Source organism: Embleya sp. NPDC056575 (genome assembly GCF_042793325.1).
Lineage (GTDB): Bacteria > Actinomycetota > Actinomycetes > Streptomycetales > Streptomycetaceae > Embleya.
The window spans coordinates 84554-101444 of record NZ_JBHTVA010000020.1 but is presented as its reverse complement, the minus strand read 5'-3'; the positions used below and the strand labels follow the sequence as shown (position 1 = coordinate 101444).

The 16891-nt window shown below is 71.3% G+C and carries 11 protein-coding genes and 1 pseudogene; 9 read left to right on the top strand and 3 right to left on the bottom strand.

Features of this window, described 5'->3' with window-relative positions; genetic code table 11:
- The first annotated feature begins 6 nt into the window (after positions 1–6).
- Positions 7–747 (top strand): TetR/AcrR family transcriptional regulator, encoded by a 741-nt coding sequence (locus ACFRCG_RS18105; protein ID WP_380032592.1) that lies wholly within the window; start codon positions 7–9, stop codon positions 745–747.
- A gap of 591 nt (positions 748–1338) precedes the next feature.
- Here the strand turns inward: ACFRCG_RS18105 and ACFRCG_RS18100 are convergent.
- Together ACFRCG_RS18100 and ACFRCG_RS18095 are read right to left on the bottom strand one after the other, a co-directional pair.
- A pseudogene (locus tag ACFRCG_RS18100) lies at positions 1339–3219 on the bottom strand (M4 family metallopeptidase); the annotation flags it as partial.
- 282 nt (positions 3220–3501) lie between these two features.
- Complete coding sequence (locus ACFRCG_RS18095) at positions 3502–5145, bottom strand: CocE/NonD family hydrolase (protein ID WP_380032590.1); 1644 nt, start codon at positions 5143–5145, stop codon at positions 3502–3504.
- Between the two features lie 259 nt (positions 5146–5404).
- On the opposite strand from ACFRCG_RS18095, the gene ACFRCG_RS18090 reads away from it, so the two are divergent.
- Together ACFRCG_RS18090 and ACFRCG_RS18085 are read left to right on the top strand one after the other, a co-directional pair.
- Positions 5405–6868 carry a carboxylesterase/lipase family protein gene (locus ACFRCG_RS18090; RefSeq protein WP_380032588.1) on the top strand — a complete coding sequence of 488 codons (1464 nt, stop codon included), beginning with the start codon at positions 5405–5407 and terminating at the stop codon, positions 6866–6868.
- Positions 6869–7055: 187 nt separating this feature from the next.
- Positions 7056–7787 (top strand): spermidine synthase, encoded by a 732-nt coding sequence (locus ACFRCG_RS18085; protein ID WP_380032587.1) that lies wholly within the window; start codon positions 7056–7058, stop codon positions 7785–7787.
- Positions 7788–7875: 88 nt separating this feature from the next.
- On the opposite strand, the gene ACFRCG_RS18080 is transcribed toward ACFRCG_RS18085, so the two are convergent.
- On the bottom strand, positions 7876–8778 hold the full coding sequence (locus ACFRCG_RS18080) for a serine hydrolase (protein WP_380032585.1): 903 nt from the start codon (positions 8776–8778) through the stop codon (positions 7876–7878).
- A 350-nt stretch (positions 8779–9128) separates the two neighbouring features.
- On the opposite strand from ACFRCG_RS18080, the gene ACFRCG_RS18075 reads away from it, so the two are divergent.
- Genes ACFRCG_RS18075 through ACFRCG_RS18050 form a run of 6 tightly spaced genes read left to right on the top strand, consistent with a single transcriptional unit; the run spans position 9129 to position 16842 of the window.
- Positions 9129–10601 carry a serine hydrolase domain-containing protein gene (locus tag ACFRCG_RS18075; protein ID WP_380032583.1) on the top strand — a complete coding sequence of 491 codons (1473 nt, stop codon included), beginning with the start codon at positions 9129–9131 and terminating at the stop codon, positions 10599–10601.
- The gene (locus tag ACFRCG_RS18070) at positions 10598–12169 is read left to right on the top strand and encodes an ABC transporter substrate-binding protein (protein ID WP_380032581.1); all 1572 of its coding nucleotides are present in this window, start codon (positions 10598–10600) and stop codon (positions 12167–12169) included. Before ACFRCG_RS18075 ends, ACFRCG_RS18070 begins: the two co-directional genes overlap by 4 nt.
- A complete protein-coding gene (locus tag ACFRCG_RS18065; RefSeq protein WP_380032579.1) occupies positions 12166–13155 on the top strand; it encodes an ABC transporter permease in 990 nt (329 codons plus the stop codon). Before ACFRCG_RS18070 ends, ACFRCG_RS18065 begins: the two co-directional genes overlap by 4 nt.
- Before the next feature lie 2 nt (positions 13156–13157).
- Positions 13158–15014, top strand: a complete 1857-nt coding sequence (locus ACFRCG_RS18060) for a dipeptide/oligopeptide/nickel ABC transporter permease/ATP-binding protein (RefSeq protein WP_380032577.1) — start codon at positions 13158–13160, stop codon at positions 15012–15014.
- On the top strand, positions 15011–15916 hold the full coding sequence (locus tag ACFRCG_RS18055) for an ATP-binding cassette domain-containing protein (protein WP_380032576.1): 906 nt from the start codon (positions 15011–15013) through the stop codon (positions 15914–15916). The genes ACFRCG_RS18060 and ACFRCG_RS18055 overlap by 4 nt, the downstream gene beginning before the upstream one ends.
- Positions 15913–16842, top strand: coding sequence for a GNAT family N-acetyltransferase (locus tag ACFRCG_RS18050; protein ID WP_380032575.1), 930 nt, complete (start codon positions 15913–15915; stop codon positions 16840–16842). Before ACFRCG_RS18055 ends, ACFRCG_RS18050 begins: the two co-directional genes overlap by 4 nt.
- Positions 16843–16891 lie beyond the last annotated feature (49 nt).

The window sequence follows — 16891 nt, the reverse complement described above, 5'->3', positions numbered from 1 at the left end:
CGGCGAATGGCTGAGGGAGCAGAGGAAAAGGCGGCTCGACCGCGAGCCGGCAAGCGCGCCGCGGCGGCGGTCGCGCCGGCGAAGAAGCGCACGTCGAACCGGCTGGGCACGGGCACGGGCCCCGGCACCGGTCGGCGCGGCGAGCGCCGTCGGCAACTCCTGGAGGCGGCGGTCGCGCTCTTCTCGGAGCGGCCCTACGAGGACATCTTCATCGCCGACATCGCCGACGCCGCGGGTGTCGCGCACGGCCTGCTCTTCTACTACTTCAAGGACAAGCGCGGGATCTACCTGGAAGCACTCGGCCAGGTGGCCCAGGACATCCAGGCGTACCAGCGCGCCCGCCCCGACGAGGTCACCGCCGAGGCGCGCCTGTACGGCATGGTCCGGCGCCACTTCGAGTACATCGGCAGCCACACCCAGACGTTCATCGGCTTCATGCGCCCCGGCCTGGGCGACGCGGACGTGCGGCGGATCTTCGAGTCCGCCCGGCAGGCGGGTGTGGACCTGGTGTTGGAACTGTTCGACCTCGAATCCGAGGCACCGCCGCCACCGGTCCTGCGCGCGGCGCTGCGCGGATGGGTGGGATACCTGGACGAGATCAGCCTGGACTGGCTGGCCCACGGCGACGTCCCCGTCGACGACATCGTGCAACTGGCCGTCGACACGCTGATCGCCGGGTTGCGGAGCGTGGAGGGCGGGCACGCGGACATCTCCGCGATGCTCAGGGAGTTGCACCGGGCGGCCTGAGCTTCGGGGGACGCGGTGCGGTTGCCCGCGGTCGTGGTGTCCGGCCACCGTGGGCGAGATGGTCGCCGGATCGGCGGGCGGCCGAACCCGCGCCCGGTACGCCCGAAAGCCCTGCTCCCGGCGTGGGGCGCCGGAAGCAGGGCCGTCATCGGTCGCGCGCGGTCAGGAGATCGTCACGTCGTCCACGAGGAACGTGGTGGTCAGCGACGAGTCCTCGGCGCCCGCGAACTGCAGGGTGACCGTCTGGCCCTTGTAGGCGCTCAGGTTCACCGTGCGCTGCACGTAGGCACCGGTGGCGCCGACGTTGGAGTAGGTGGCGAGGGTGGTGCCGTTGATCTGCACCTTGAGCGTGTCGTAGACCGTGGACCCCGTTTCCTGGGTCGTGGTCTTGATCCACACCTTCAGCGTGGGTGCGGCGGTGTTGGGGATCACGACGTTGGACTGCGACAGGGTCTCGGTGGCGGTGGAGCCGTAGCCCATCATCCACGCGTACCAGGTGCCGCCGTGTGCCGCGTTCTGCGAACTGTTGGTGATGTCGTTCGCGCTCTGCGTCCAGTTGGCGGTGCCGTCCTCGAAGCCGCCGTTCTTGATCGCGTCGCCGCCCGGGCCGCCGGTACCGACGGTCAGGGTGTACTGGGCGGTGTGCGTGGCGTTGGGCCCGGTACCGGTGACGGTGATCACGTAGGTGCCGTTCGCGGCGCCCGCCGCGGCCGTCGCGGTCAGCGTCGAGGAGGCGCCGGACTGGATCGGGTTCGGGCTCAGGGCCACGGTGACGTCGCCCGGCTGTCCGGCCGCGGTCAGCGAGACGGACTGCGCGTTACCCGAGGTGACGGTCGTGCCCAGGGTCGCGGTGATCGACGAACCGGGCTGTACGGTACCCGAGTTCGGGTTGAAGCTCATCGAGAAGTCGTTCTGCGCGGGACCGCCGGTGCAGGTCGGGTCGCCGGTCTGCGCGGGCACGCTGATCGCGTCCCAGGCGGCCTTGGTCTTGTTGAACAGTGCGCAGGTCGCGTCGAGTGTCTTGGCCGAGTTGAGTGTGGCGGTGCGGTACTTCTTGTAGGTCATGCCGCTGGTCTTGAGCAGCATGCCGCCGTAGAAGACCTTGCCGGCCTGCTGGATGCCCACGCCGGTGAGGGTGGTGCTGTTGCAGGTGGGGCTGGTCGGCTTGCCGCCGCCGGGGTTGGTGCCCTCGGCGAGGAGGTAGAACCAGTGGTTGAGCGGTCCGGCCGCCGCGTGCTCCTCCGTGTTCGGGATGGAGGAGCTGTAGCAGTCGGGGTCGCCGTTGGTGGAGGGCTTGTACATGTAGCGGATCGGGCCCTGGCCGACCAGGTTCACCGCCTCGCCCACGGTGTAGTCGGGGGTGTCGTACGGCGAGGGCTCGTTGGTGTACGCCTCGGTCAGCGCGCCCATGATGTCGCCGGTGGCCTCGCCCAGACCCGGCTCGGTTCCGGCACCGCCGGGAGTGAACTGGTCCAGGCCGTGGCCGAACTCGTGGCCCACGACGTCCATCGAGCCGATCCACTGGTTGGCCTGGTTGTGGCCGATGGAGACCGACGAGCCGTCCCAGTAGGCGTTGACGTCGTTCAGACCGACCTTGACCGGCCAACTGCCGCCCGTACCGTTGTGCCCGTTGCGACCCAGCCAGTCGCGGAGCATGTTCCACTCCTTCTGCGCCGCCCACATGACGTCGGCGCAGCCGGTTTCCTTGCTCGACGCCTGGCCGTTGCCCCAGGAGTCGGTGGACTTGGAGAAGATCGTGCCGGTGCTGTAGTCGGCGCAGGTCAGGCCCGGCCGGTTCGGGTCGCGCAGGGAGTAGGTGCCGCCCGAGTTGGTGGTGTCGATGGTCAGCGGACTCGGGCCGTTCCACTGGCTGTTCGCACTGCCGGCCTTCACGTCGTCGATCTGGTCGAGCACCGTGCCCGTGCTCGCGTCGACGAAGACGTGCAGGCGGCTGGGCGCGGTCGCGGTCCTGCCGACGACCACGGTTTCCCAGGCGAGGTTGCTCACGCCGTCCTTGACCCGGACGACCAGGCGGTGCGATTCCACCTTGTCCACGGCGGCGAGCCGGGCCTTCGACGTCGCCTCCGCGGCGCTCGCGTCGATGGTGGCCGTGGTCTTCGCGGCTATGCGGGTGCCGGTGGCGGACTGGGTCGCGCGGACCCGGCCCTGGTTGTCGGCCAGCACGACCGCGTCCCCGCCGACGACCGGCAGGCCGTGGTAGGTGCGTTCGTACGCGACCGAGTAGAGACCGTTGACCCAGGGGGTCACCGTCTGGCGCCGGTACTGCTCGTCGGGACCCTTGGCAAGCGTGTCCAGACCGCTGGAGACGGCCTGGTCGGCGGCGGCTACCGCCAATGCCTGCGAGCCGGGAGGGGGAGACGGGTCGGCGGACGCCGACTGTGCGGTGGTGGAGACCGCCAATCCGGCGAGTACGGCCAGGACAGTCCCGGCCGTCACCGTTTTTCGATTCATCGAGGCTCCTTGAGTGGAAGGTAAACCTCGACCACGAACCGGCCTTCGTCGTACGCGTATTCGCGACGTGAGCGAACCGCCGACGAGCGTGACCGCCGGGTTCGTGCCCGATCGGCAAACGCTCACACGTCCGCAGTGTCCCGAACAATGCGGCTTCGCGAGGTCGGCAAAATCTGTCAAACTCCTTATCGGACAGGGAAGTTGCGCTCAACGGAGAATGTCTCCACGAAGTTCGCGCACCGGCTGCCCGACCCGGACGGGCCGGGCGACCGGCGTGCCGATTCAGCTCAGCGGAAGCTCCAGATGGGACGGATCCTCGTCGGAGAGGGCGAGCGAGATCGTGCTGTCCGCGTCGGTGGCGTCGCCGTAGAACGGATCGATCGTGTCGATGACCAGCATCACCCGGTGGCCGGCCCGCACGTCGTAGCCGGTGGCCTGGAGCGCGATGTCGACGGAGACCGGTCGGCCGCTCTCGCCGCGCAGTTCGGTGAACGGCGCGTGCGTGATGATGTGCGCGTTGTCCTCGGCGTCGACGTCGAACAGGTAGGCGATCAGCGTCGATTCGGGCGCGTCGACCGTGTAGGTCAGATGCAGGCGAGGCACGCCGCGCAGCTTGGCCGGCACCGGCAGCGGTGCGGTGGCCCATACGCCCGCGTGCGCCCGCTCGATCTCGGCGGTCGGGTAGATCTTCGGATTGCCGGCCAGTTCCGCGTTCCCGGTCCCGATGATCTTGTCCGCGACGGTGGCCGGGGTGTCCGTACCCGCCCGGAAGGCGACTTCCCCGTCGGAGCCGGGTTTGTCGGACAGGATGCCGTCGCCGCCGTTCCGCGGCGCGGACAGGTACAGCCGCTCGGTGCGTCCGGTGACCGCGCCCCAGGTCGGCTGCCCCTCCAGGGCCTTGCTCCACATGATCTCGGTGACCACCTCGTCCTCGAGGTCGATGCCGGTGTCGACACCCAGGAGGTGGTGGTCGAACCACCGGTGGGCGTCTTCCCAGATCCGGTTCGGCAGGCCGATGATGCCCGACATCTCCGGCCCGGAGTGGTCGCCGATGGACAGCAGGAGTCGTTTGGGGCCGGTCAGCGCGTTGAACATGGTCAGCAGCTGGTTGGTCGGGAACAGCGTCTCGTGCCACGCGTTCGCGAACAGGACGGGCAGTGGTTGCTCACGATTGTTGATCGCCTCGATGTGGTGGATGGGCGAGCGCTCCCTGGCCCACTCCAGCGTGCCCTCGATGTCCTCGTTGTCGCGTACGTTGTCGAACCGCGTGCGGGTGTCCTCGCTGAGCCGCTTCTCGTCCGCGGCCTTGCGCAGGGTCTCCACCGCGGCGATGTGCCGGGTCTCGTTCTCGTAGAACGCCGCGCCCAGGTCGCCCCAGGTGCTCAGGGCCACCACCGCCGTCACCCGGGGATCGTGCGCGGCCACCAACTGACTGATGCCCGACCCGTACGAGTCGCCGAGGAAGCCGACGCCGGTGGCCTCACCCTCGATCCGGGACAACACGTAGGTGAGCGCCGCGATACCGTCCTGGACGTCGAGTGGGCCGGCCACCTCGACGTCGCCCTTGGACAGGCCGAACCCCCGGGCGGTGTAGGCCAGTACGTGATATCCCCTGAGCGCGAACCGGGTTGCCTGGGCCACGTAGAGGAGCCAGCCGAAGTGCGTCCACGGGGACGGCATCACGACCACCGGCCGAGACCGGTTCCCGGGGTGCAGCCAGAGCGCGCCGTCCAGTTCGGTGCCGCCCGCACCGGGCACCCGCACCGGGCTGAACCGGACCAGCGCCCGGGCCTCCTCGATCTCGGCGGCCCGCGCGGGCGCGAGCCGTGTGGTGTCCCCGCTCTCCAACGCCTCGACCAACTGTGCCAAGGTCGCCTCGTCCACTTCCGGATACAGGCTGGTCGTGTGCGTTTCGTGTGAACTCACGTCGATCCCTTCCCACTTCGCGAACGTTTCGGCCGGGGCGTGATCGACCGGGCATGGCGGTCGGTGTCCACCCGGCAACACAGTGTCATCGAATGGTGATATGCGTGGCCGGAATGCGTGGAAAATCCGAAGTGGTAGAGCCCGTTCCGGCGCCGCCCGAGGGCCGGACGGCCGCGGCCTCGCGGCGGCCCGTTTCGCTACCCTCGGCCGATCTGCCGGAATCGTCGAGCGGGTCGACCCGCGGATCGGATGGCCAGTCATGAGCGTTCCCCCGGAAGCCGAGCGGGGGCGGGCCACGGTGACGATCTCCGCCGGATCGCTTCGGGGCGTGGCCCTGGCCGACGGCGTCCACCGCTGGCTGGGTATTCCGTACGCCGCCGCGCCGGTGGGGCAGTCGCGCTTCGAGCGGCCCGTCGCGCACCCGGGCTGGGTCGGGGTGCGCGACGCCGGCACGATGGGCCCGACCGCGCCGCAGGCGCCGTACCGGGCAGCCCTGGGGGAACTGCTGCCGACGGTGGTGATCGAGGGCGACGAATACCTCAACCTCAACATCTGGGCGCCGGCCGACGCGAGCGGGCTGCCGGTGATGGTGTGGGTGCACGGCGGCTCGCTCGCGCACGGGGCGAACGCGCTGCCCGGCTACGACGGAGCGGCGTTCGCCCGCGATGGCGTGGTGTACGTCGCGGTGAACTACCGGCTGGCGTCGGAGGGTTTCTCCGTGCTCGACGGCGCGCCGGGCAATGTCGGCCTCGCCGACGTGGTCGCGGCGCTGCGCTGGGTACAGGCGGAGATCGCGGCCTTCGGCGGCGATCCGGCGCGGGTGACCGTCTTCGGCGAGTCCGCCGGATCGATCCTGCTCGGAGCGCTGGTCGCGCACCCGGACGCCGAGGCGCTGTTCGCGCGCGCGATCCTGCAGAGCGGGATGCCGGACGCGTTGCCGCCCGCGAAGGCCGGGCGGATCACCGCGCTGGTGGCCGAGCGGCTGGGCCGTGCCGGGTCCCGGGCGGCGTTCGCCGAGGTGCCGCCGGACGAACTGGTCGCCGCCGAACAGGCGGTCACCGCCGGCGGCACACCGATGACCGGCGGCGCGGGGTTCGCCCTGGCGATCGGCGACGACCTGGTGCCCGCCCACCCGCAGGCGGCCCTGCTCGCCGGCGCGGGCTGCGGAATCGGGCTGCTGCTCGGCTCGAACACCGAGGAATACCGGCTGTGGTTCGTGCCCACCGGCCTGCTCGATCGGGTCGGACCGGTGTTGTTCGCGGGCGCGCGGCTGAAGTTCCGGATCGGCCGGCGGATCCTGGCCGCGTACCGGGCGGCCCGACCCGGCGCCGGGCGCGGCGAACTGCTCGGCGCGCTGGCCACGGATCTGCTGGTCCGGCTGCCGATCAACCGCCTCGCGGATGCCCGGCTGGATCGTGGAGTCGCCACCCACGTCTACGAGTTCGCCTGGCGCAGCCCCGTGCGCGACCTCGGCGCCGCGCACGCGATGGAGTTGCCGTTCGTCTTCGACGGGCTCGGTTCCGGTGCGTGGACCTCGCTCACCGGGGACGCGCCGCCGCAGTCCCTCGCCGACGAGATGCACGCCGCCTGGGTGCGGTTCGCCAAGACCGGCGATCCCGGCTGGGAACCGTGGGACGCGCGGCGGCCGGTACGGGTGTTCGACGCGCCGACCACGACCACCGTGCTCGCCCCGCGCGAGGCCGAACGCGCCGCCTGGGGCTGATCGCCGCCCCGGCCGGCTACGGGCGACCGGCCCGGCAACCCGAGCGGCGGCTACGGGCCGACCGGCCGGCTGGAGGGCCCGCCGCCCGCCCGACGGCGAGCCCGACGGCGGCGAAGCGCCCGAAACCATAGGCTTCCGCCCATCGGCGCGGCCGGTGGATGGTATCGACACGGTTGAGGGTGCACGGATGAGCGCGCGTTTCGAGGAACTCGACTGGCGGACGACGCCGATGGGCGAGATCAGTCTGCGCCGCAGGCGCGACCCGGTCTCCGGCGAGGACGTGCACGAGGTCAAGCTCGGCGACGAGTTCCTGATGTCCAGCCTGTTCACGGCGGGCGAGATCGCGCTGACCCGGCTGGGCCTGGCCGAGTTGCCCGACGTCGAACTCGACGTCGTGGTGGGCGGTCTGGGCCTGGGCTACACCGCCCGCGCGGCGCTGGACGATCCGCGTGTACGCGACCTGATCGTGGTCGACGCGCTCGGCGAGGTGATCGACTGGCACCGGCGCGGCCTGGTCCCGCTCGGCGCCGGCCTCGCGGGCGATCCCCGCTGCCGGTTGGTCCAGGGCGACTTCTTCGCACTGGCGGGCGAGGCGCGCGGGTTCGACCCGCGGGTGCCGGGTCGGCGCTTCCACGCGATCCTGCTGGACGTCGACCACTCCCCGCGCCATGTGCTGCACCCGAGCCACGCCGCGCTGTACCGGCCCGCCGGGTTGCGTGCGCTGGCCGATCGGCTGCGTCCGGGCGGGGTGTTCGCGCTGTGGTCCAACGACCCGCCGGACCTGGAGTTCGGCGCGGTGCTCGGCGAGGTCTTCGCCGACTCGGCCGCGCACGTCGTCGACTTCGACAACCCGCTCCAGGGCGGTACGGCCACCAACACCGTGTACGTGGCCCGCACGCCGGAGGAGCCCGCGTCCTGACCCGCCGTGAGGGCCGGCCGACGGGTCGGGACGCGGGTCGGGGTATCGGGTCCGGCGACAGGGCACGCGCCGCCGGACCCGGCCCCGGTCAGGAGGCGCGCAGGTGGTCGATCGCCGCGCGGGCCGCAAGCCCGATCGAGGCATCGGCCGCAGGCGCGCGAAAGCCCAGCGACTCCAGGCGCAGGAACACGCCCACCGCGTAGCGCTTGCCGTCGGGGTACTCGACCACGCCGACCTCGTTGCGCACGCCCCACAGGGTGCCGGTCTTGCCGGAGACCCGGATCTCGTCCGCGAATCCCGACGCGAGCCGGTGCGGCCAGATCTGCCGGCCCATGATGTCGCGCACCTCGGCGCAGGCCTCGGCGGAGCCCGCCTCGTCCCGCCAGATCGCGGCGAGCAGCTTGGTGATCTCGCGCGGGGTGGTCGCGGCGGTGCGCTTCGGGTCGCGCACGGTCAGCGCGCGGATCTGCTCGGGCGTGGCCCGGGCGACCTGCTCGTCGACGTTGCCGCTCGGGTCGACACCCAGGTCGTTCAACACCGACTCGAACAGGTCCTTGCAGCCGCTGACGGAGGTGTCTCGGCAGTCCAGCGCGTCGAGGGTGGCCCGCACGTTGTCCCGGCCGACCAGGCGCAGCACGATGTCGGTCGCCGCGTTGTCGCTCTGGGTGATCATCATGAAGGCGAGGTCACGCGCGCTCATCTCCACGTCGTACATACAGCCGTCGGTGCCGATGCCGTCGCCCTCGCGGTCGGCGGCGGTGACCAGGTGCCGGCCGGCCCGGTCGAGCCGGCCGTCGGCGGCCTGGCGGGCGTACTCCAGGACGATCGGCACCTTCAGGACCGACGCGAGCACGACCGGGTCGTCGGCCTGGTAGGCGACCTCTTCGGCGGTGTCGAGGTCGCGTACGTGCAGGAAACCGTCGACCCGAGCCGCGTCGAAGATCGCCCGGATGCGCTGTGTGGGCTCTACCGGCCCTCGATCGGTGCTCATGTCCGCTCCGTGTGGGTGGTCGGATGCCCCGAAGGGCCGGTCGCCGGTGGTGGTTGCCGTTCGGCGCCTATGTGGGGTGCCAGGGGAGGCGGTGCGGGCGGGTCCGCGGCCGGACGGGTCGCCCGCGAGAAGGTGGTGCGCGCGTGTCGTGCGACCTCGGCCGGTCCGGTTCACGACCCCGCGGCGGCCCCTGCCGAGCATCGTCCCCCGGGGTATGGCTCGGCGTCGGTGATTCGAACAGGTTCGCCGACCGTTCTTCGTCCGGGACGACGATTCGGGGGTTTGTGACGCTGCCTACCGTGATCGTCCTCTGCGGCACTCGCCGCCGCCTTCCGAGGAGGTATCCCACGATGGGACGATCCGATGTGTCCGGGGCCGCTGCCCGGGTGCTGCCGACTCCCGAGTACCTAGCGACCCGTCTCGGCGAGCTGGCCAAGCGTGGCAACATCCCCGGCGCGAGCGTCGCGGTACGAATGGGCGACGAGACGGTCGCGGCCGCCACCGGCGTGCTCGACACGGAGATCGCATACCCGGCCACGACCGAGTCGATCTTCCAGGTCGGTTCGATCACCAAGGTGTGGACGGCGACGCTGATCATGCAGCTGGTCGACGAGGGCGTGCTCGACCTCGACGCACCGGTGCGCACCTACCTCCCCGACTTCAAGCTGCTCGACGAGGCCGCCGCGGCGAGCGTGACGGTTCGTCAACTGCTGTGCCACACCGCGGGGTTCGAGGGCGACGTATTCGAGGACTTCGGTCCCGGTGACGACGCGGTGGCGGGGCTGGTCGGGCATCTGGCCGACCACGGCGGGCGACTGTTCGCGCCCGGCGAGATGTTCTCCTACTGCAACAGCGGATACGTCGCCCTCGGTCGGATCGTCGAGGTGCTGACCGGGCAGACGTGGGAGGCCACGCTGCGCGAGCGGATCACCGTCCCGCTCGGACTGACCCGGGTGGCGACCGGCGCCGCCGAGGCGATCCTGCACCGGGTGGCGATCGGGCACGTGGAGGGCCCCGACGGGACGAGGGTGAAGGCGCCCGTGTGGCAACTGCCCCGCTCCAACGCGCCGGCCGGCTCGACGCTGACCACCACCGCGACCGACCTGGTCGCGTTCGCCGCCGCGCACGTCGCGCGCGGCCTGCTGCCGGACGGCACCCGCCTGCTGTCCGAGGCGTCGGCCCTGGCCATGCGCGAGTCGCAGGTGGACGTGCCCGACATCGGCGCGGTCGGCACCGCGTGGGGCCTGGGCTGGAACCTGTTCGACTGGGCGGGCGGTCCGGTGATCGGCCACGACGGCGGCACCCTCGGCCAGGCCGCGATCCTGCGAGTGGCCCCCGAGAGCGGCGTCTCGATCGCGATCCTGACCAACGGCGGCGAGTTGGGCGTGATGTACGAGCTGGTCCGCGAGGTGTTGGCGAGCACCGCGGGTGTCGCCATGCCCGAGCCCGCGGTGCCGCCCGTCGACCCGCCGGTGGTGGACGCGCGCTTTTTCGTCGGTCGCTACGCGTCGCAGGTACTGGCGATGGACGTGGTCGAGTCGGAGCGCGGCTTCGAGCTGACCACGCGCACCCTGGGCACCGCGGCCAAGATGATGGGCGAGAGCGTCCGGACGACCGAACTGGTCGCCCGCGACGCCCGCACGCTGATCGCCGTCGAGGCGAAGGGCGGGCAGCACGAACAGTACGCCTTCGTGGGCGACGGAGACCGGGCGCGCTTCGTGCACATGACCCGCGCGCTGCCCCGGATGGTGGTCGGCGAGCCGGCCGCCACGCCCGGTGCCGAGCGGGTCGGCGTCGACACCTGTAGCGGAGGCGCGCGATGAGACGGGCCTCGCGCGGGGCCGCCGCGGCGCTCGCGTTGGGCCTGCTCGCCGCCGGGTGCGGCGGAAGCGGCTCGGGGGGAAGCTCCGGGACCGGCGAGACGGTCACCATCGCACTCCCCAGCGACCCCAACAACATGAACCCGCTGACCACGTTGACCTCGTACGCGGTGATGATGAACCGCTTCGCCTACGACTCGCTGGTCAACGTGCAATCCGACGGGCGAATCGTCTCCGGCGTCGCGGAGAAGTGGACCTCCGACGCGAACTCGGCGACCTTCACCCTCCGACGCGACGTGACGTGCGAGAACGGCGCGCCGCTGACCGCGGCAGATGTCGCCGCCCAGTACAACCACATCGTCGACCCGGCCAACAAGTCGCCGCTGTACGGCCTGATGGTGCCTCCCGGGGTCACCGCCACCGCCGACAACGAGGCCAACACGGTGACCCTCAACGCTTCGCTGCCGGCCCCGTTCCTGGTCCGCGGCACCTCGATGCTGCGCCTGGTGTGTCCCTCATCGCTCAAGGACTCGGGCAAGTTGGCGCACACCTCCGACGGCACCGGACCCTACCGGCTGAGCGAGGTGGTCCCGGGCGACCACTTCACCTTCGTCAAGCGAGCCGGCTACGCCTGGGGCCCGGCGGGCACCGACAACACCAAGTCGCCGGACCGGGTGGTCTTCAAGATCGTCGGCAACGAGTCCACCCGGGCCAACCTGCTGCTCGGCGGGCAGATCGACATCGCGACGGTGCTCGGCGCCGACCGGGCGCGGCTGACCGCGGCCGGGATCAAGGCGGTGATCGAGCGGGACCCGATGGGCATGTTGATCTTCAACGAGGCATCGAATCGGGTCACCTCCGATCTCCGGCTGCGCAAGGCGCTGTTGTCCGCGCTCGACCTCAAACAGATCGGCGCGGTGGCCACCGGCGGCAAAGGCATGGCCCCGCAGCGGCTGGGCGTGACGATGAGCCCGCCCTGTACCGAGGACTCGGTCACCGGCAACCTCCCGCCCCATGACCTGGAGCAGGCGGCCGCGCTGATGCGCGAGGCCGGTTGGAAGAAGTCCGACGGGTACTGGAGCAAGGACGGCCGACAGCTGTCGATCTCGATGCCTTATCCCGGCATCTTCGGTAGCCAACTCGTCTCGGCCGTCGAACTGGCGGTCAGGCAGTGGAAGTCGTTCGGGGCGAAGGTGAGCATCCAACCGACCACGGCGTCGACGAACGCGTCGATCCTGATGGGCGGTCAGTGGGAAATCGCGTGGGCACCGGTGTCGGTGACCTCGCCCGACCAGTTCGTCCCGTTCGTTTCCGGCCCCAAGCCCCCCGACGGGCTCAACTTCGGATCGTTCGACAACCCCGAATACCGGCGCCTGGTGGGCGAGGCGATGGCCAAGCCCGACATCGCCGGCTGCCCCGAATGGACGGCTGCCGAGTCCGCGTTGATCAAGCGGGCCGACATGGTGACGTTCGTGGACTCGATGACTCCCTACTTCGTTCGAGGCTACAGCTTCGAACTCGACGGTGGCGGCGTGGTGCCGTCCTCCCTGCACAAGGTCGGTGGCCGATGAGCACCGCAACCCTGTCCGGCCGAGTGACGGACTTCCGTCTCGGTCCCTGGACTTCCTTCTTCCTGCGGCGCACCGGTCGTCTGGTGGTCTCGCTGGCCGCCCTGGTGACCGCCGCGTTCGCGATGATCCACTTCGTCCCCGGCGACCCCGTCCGCGGCGCCCTGGGAATGAACGCCACCCCCGAGGCGGTCGCCGCCCGCAAGGAACAACTGGGCCTGAACGACTCGCTGATCACCCAGTACAAACACTTCGTGAGCGGGCTCTTCCACGGCGACCTCGGCGAATCGATCACCGCCCGGGTCTCGGTGTCGAGCATGATCGGCGACCGGCTCCCCGCCACCTTGGAGATCGCGATCTACGCGTTCATCCTGGTCATGGTGGTGTCCATCCCGCTGGGCATGGCGATGGCCGTGTTCACCCTCAACGGCCGCCGGCGCCGCAGCGAACTGGCCTTCGCCTCCTCGACCGGGGCGATCGTGGCCATCCCGGAATTCCTCCTCGCCGTCGGTCTGGCCTCGGTGTTCGGCGTCAGCCTCGGCTGGTTCCCGGTGGCGCTGCGCGAAGGGCCCGACTCCTACGTGCTGCCCGTACTGGCCCTGGCCATCACCCCGATCGCCGCGCTGTCGCGGATCGTCCGGGTCGAGGCGCTGCGCGTGTTCGAGACCGACTACATGCGCACCGCCCGCGCCAAACGGCTGCCCACCCGACTGCTCTACCTGCGGCACGCGCTGCCGAACCTGCTCACCTCCTCGCTCACCCTCGGCGGCCTGATCCTCAGCAGCCTGCTCGCGGGCACCGTGCTGATCGAGAACGTCTTCGCCTGGCCCGGCCTGGGCATGACCATCGTCCAGGCGATCCTGCAGAAGGACTATCCGCTCGTTCAGGGCATCGTGCTCGTCTACGGAGCCGCCGCGCTCGCGATCCACTTCGCGGTCGACCTCGCCGTCGCCGTCGCCGACCCCAAGTCCACGATTCGCGGGAGCTGACGATGTCCAAGGCCCCTAGACTGCGCCAGGCGCTGCGCACCCCGATGGGGATCGCCACGGCGATCCTGAGCGCCCTGATCCTGCTCGTGGCGATCTTCGGCCCGATGCTGGCCGGCGACACCGCGGACCGGATCGACACCGACGCGATCGGCCGACACAGCGGCTCCGAGCACCTGTTCGGTACCGACGCGCTCGGTCGCGACATCGCCGCCCGGGTGGTGGTGGCCACCCGACTCACCCTCGAACTGACCCTGTTCGCCACGTTGATCGCGGTGCTCGGCGGGCTGATCCTGGGTGTGCTTCCGGCGGTGCTCGGCCGGCGCGCCGGCCGGCTGATCACCGCGACGGTCAACCTGCTCGTGGCCTTCCCCGGCCTGCTGTTCGTGCTCTTCCTCGCGGTCATCTTCGGCGTCGGCACCTTCTCCGCCGCCTTCGCCATCGGCCTGGGCGCGGCCCCCGCCACCGCCCGGCTCGTGCAGAACCTGACCGCCTCCATCGCCGGCACCGACTATGTGGCCGCGGCGCGGATCCTGGGTGTTGGCCGGTTCCGGATCATCGTGCGGCACATCCTGCCCAACATCGCCGAGCCGGTCGCGCTGTTCGTCGCCCAGGTCGCCGCCGGCATCCTGGTCGCCTTCTCCGGCCTGTCCTTCCTCGGCCTGGGCGTGCAGGCGCCCGACTACGACTGGGGGCGTCTGCTCAACGAACAACTCGACCGGGTCATGGTCGACCCGATGTCGGCCGTCGGCCCGGGCGCCGCGATCGTGTTGACCGGCATCACCTTCGGCCTGATCGGTGAGGTGGTCGCGGGTGCCAGCGGTGGCCGCGGCGCGAACCGGCCCGAGGCCGAGCCGGTCGTCTCGACCGACGAACAAGTCGCCGCCGAGGCGGAGTCGGCTCTGCTGCACGTCGACCACCTGCGGGTGCGCTTCCCCGGACACACCGCCGTACACGATGTGTGCCTCAGCGTCACCGAGGGCGAGGCGGTCGGCATCGTCGGCGAGTCCGGCTCGGGCAAGAGCCTGACCGCGCTGGCCGCGGCCGGACTGGTCCCGCACCCCGGCCGGGTCAGCGCCCGTACCCTGCGCTTCGCCGACCGGGACCTGAACCGCCAAGCGCCCAAGGGCACTTCGCTGGCCATGGTGTTCCAGGACCCGATGGCCTCGCTCAACCCGGCGCTCACCGTGGGCCGGCAACTCGCCGAGGTCGCCGAGGTGCACCACGGCGCCGGCCGCGCGGCGGCACTGACCCGAGCGGTCGCCCGACTGGGCGCGGTGGGCATCATCAACCCCGAACAGCGGGTCACCAAGCGCCCGCACGAATTCTCCGGCGGCATGCGCCAGCGGGTGATGATCGCGATGGGCCTGATGGGCGAGCCCCGACTGATCATCGCCGACGAGCCGACCACCGCCCTCGATGTCACCGTCCAGGCCCAGGTGTTGGCCCTGCTGCGGGACGTACGGGCCGAATCCGGCGCCGCGTTGCTGCTCATCTCGCACGACATCGCCGTCGTGTCGCAGGTGTGCGACCGGGTCGTGGTGATGTACGCGGGCCGCATCGTCGAGGAACTGCCGGTCGGCGACCTGGCCGACGGCGTCGCGCACCCGTACTCCGCGGCGCTGATCGGCGCGGTGCCGACCATGACCACCGACCGGGACGTCCCGCTGGCGACCATTCCCGGCCGGCCGCCGGAGCCGGGCGAGGAGAGCGTGGGCTGCCCGTTCGCGCCGCGCTGCGCCCGGGCGAGCGATCGCTGCCGGACCGAGGAACCGGTCCTGGAACGCATCGGCCCCGGACGCCGCGTGGCGTGCTGGGACCCGATCACCACCGCCGTGCAGGAACTGGAGGAGGTTCGATGAAAGCCGCAGGTACGGTTGCCCCGGTCGCGGCCGAGGCCGACGCAGCGCCCGCCGGGGCCGGCACGTCCGGTTCGCTCGAACTGCGCCACATCACGGTGCGCTACGGCCGTGGCCGCTCGGCGGTGACCGCCGTCGACGACGTGTCCCTGGAGGTGCCGGCGGGCCGCGTGGTCGGCCTGGTCGGCGGCTCCGGATCGGGCAAGTCCACCCTCGGCCGGGCCGCGGTCGGGCTGGTGCCGATCACCGCGGGCAACGTCCTGGTGGACGGCGTCGACCAGGGTCGCCGGCCCGGGCGCAGGCCGGTGCAACTGGTGTTCCAGGACCCGTTCGCGTCGCTGAACCCCCGGCTGAGCGTGGGCGCCTCGGTGGCCGAGGCGTTGCCGCGCGAGGACCGGGCGCGGCGCGTGGAGGAGGTGGCCCGGTATCTCGACCTGGTCGGGATCGACCCGGGGATGAGCACCCGACTTCCGCGCGCGCTCTCCGGCGGCCAGCGGCAACGGGTGGCGCTGGCCCGCGCGTTGGCCGCGCGACCGGCGGTCCTGGTGGCGGACGAGGTCACCTCCGCGCTCGACGTCTCGGTCCAGGGCGCGGTGCTCAACCTGATCCGCGACCTGCAGCGCGAGCTGGGCTTCGCGATGTTGTTCATCACGCACAACCTGGCCGTGGTGCGCTACCTGGCGGACCGGATCGCGGTGATGGACCGGGGTGTCCTGGTCGAGGAGGGGCCGGCCGCACAGGTCCTGGAGGACCCCGAACACGAGTACACGCGGGCGTTGTTGTCGGGCGTACCGCGGATCGGCGAGCCGCTGCCGGAGGGCGCGGTCACCGAGGGCGCGCAGACCGGGGGAGCGGCGCGGGCCGCCTCCGACGCGGACGAGGGAACGGAGACCGGGAACCTATGACCCCGACACCGGCGGGCGCGCGGATGGGCGGCGACCTGTACCGTGCCGAACCCGAGCCCGCACCCGATTCCGGTGCGCTCCGCGACCGCGCGACCGCGGCGGCCGTCCGCGCCGCTCGTGCGGCGCACGTCGAGATCCGCCAACTGCACACGCTGGACGAGGTGTCCGAGGTGTGCAGGCTGCTGGACGGCATCTGGCAGGTGGACTCGGCGAACCCGATGATGTTGCCCGAACTGTTGATGGTCCTGGCGCATGCCGGCGGCTATGTGGCGGGCACCTACGAGGGCGACCGGTTGACCGGCGCCTGCGTGGCTCTGCTCGCCACCGACGGCCTGCACTCGCACATCGCGGGCGTGGACGTGCGCTCGCGCGGACGGGAGGTGGGCCACGCGCTCAAGGTGCACCAGCGCGCCTGGTGCCTGGACCGCGGGATCACCCGGATCAGCTGGACGTTCGACCCCCTGGTGGGGCGCAACGCGTTCTTCAATCTGGCCAAGCTCGGTGCGGTGCCCGCCGAGTATCTGGTCGACTTCTACGGGCGTCTGACCGACGCGTTCAACGCCGGTGACCATACCGATCGGCTGCTGGTGCGCTGGGATCTGACCGCCCCTCGGGTGGCCCTCGCCTGCGAGGGGATCCCGCAGCCGGTGGACGACGCGGCCGCTCCGGGGGAGGAGGGGGTCGCGGTCGCTCTGGACGTGGGGGCCGATGGCCGACCCGTGCTCGGGCGCACCGATGCCGACGTGGTGATCGTCCGGGTGCCGCGCGACATCGACGCCCTGCGGCGTACCGATCCGGACGCCGCACTCTCGTGGCGGCTGGCGGTGCGCGAGGTGCTCGGCGGCCTGATGGGGGAGGGTCGCGTGGTGCGCGGCTTCGGGCGGCTCGGGGGCTATGTCGTGGACCGGCGACGAGACGGGGACTGAGCACACCTGTGCTCGGTTCGGCCCGAAGGGCCGTGACGTACATGGTCCG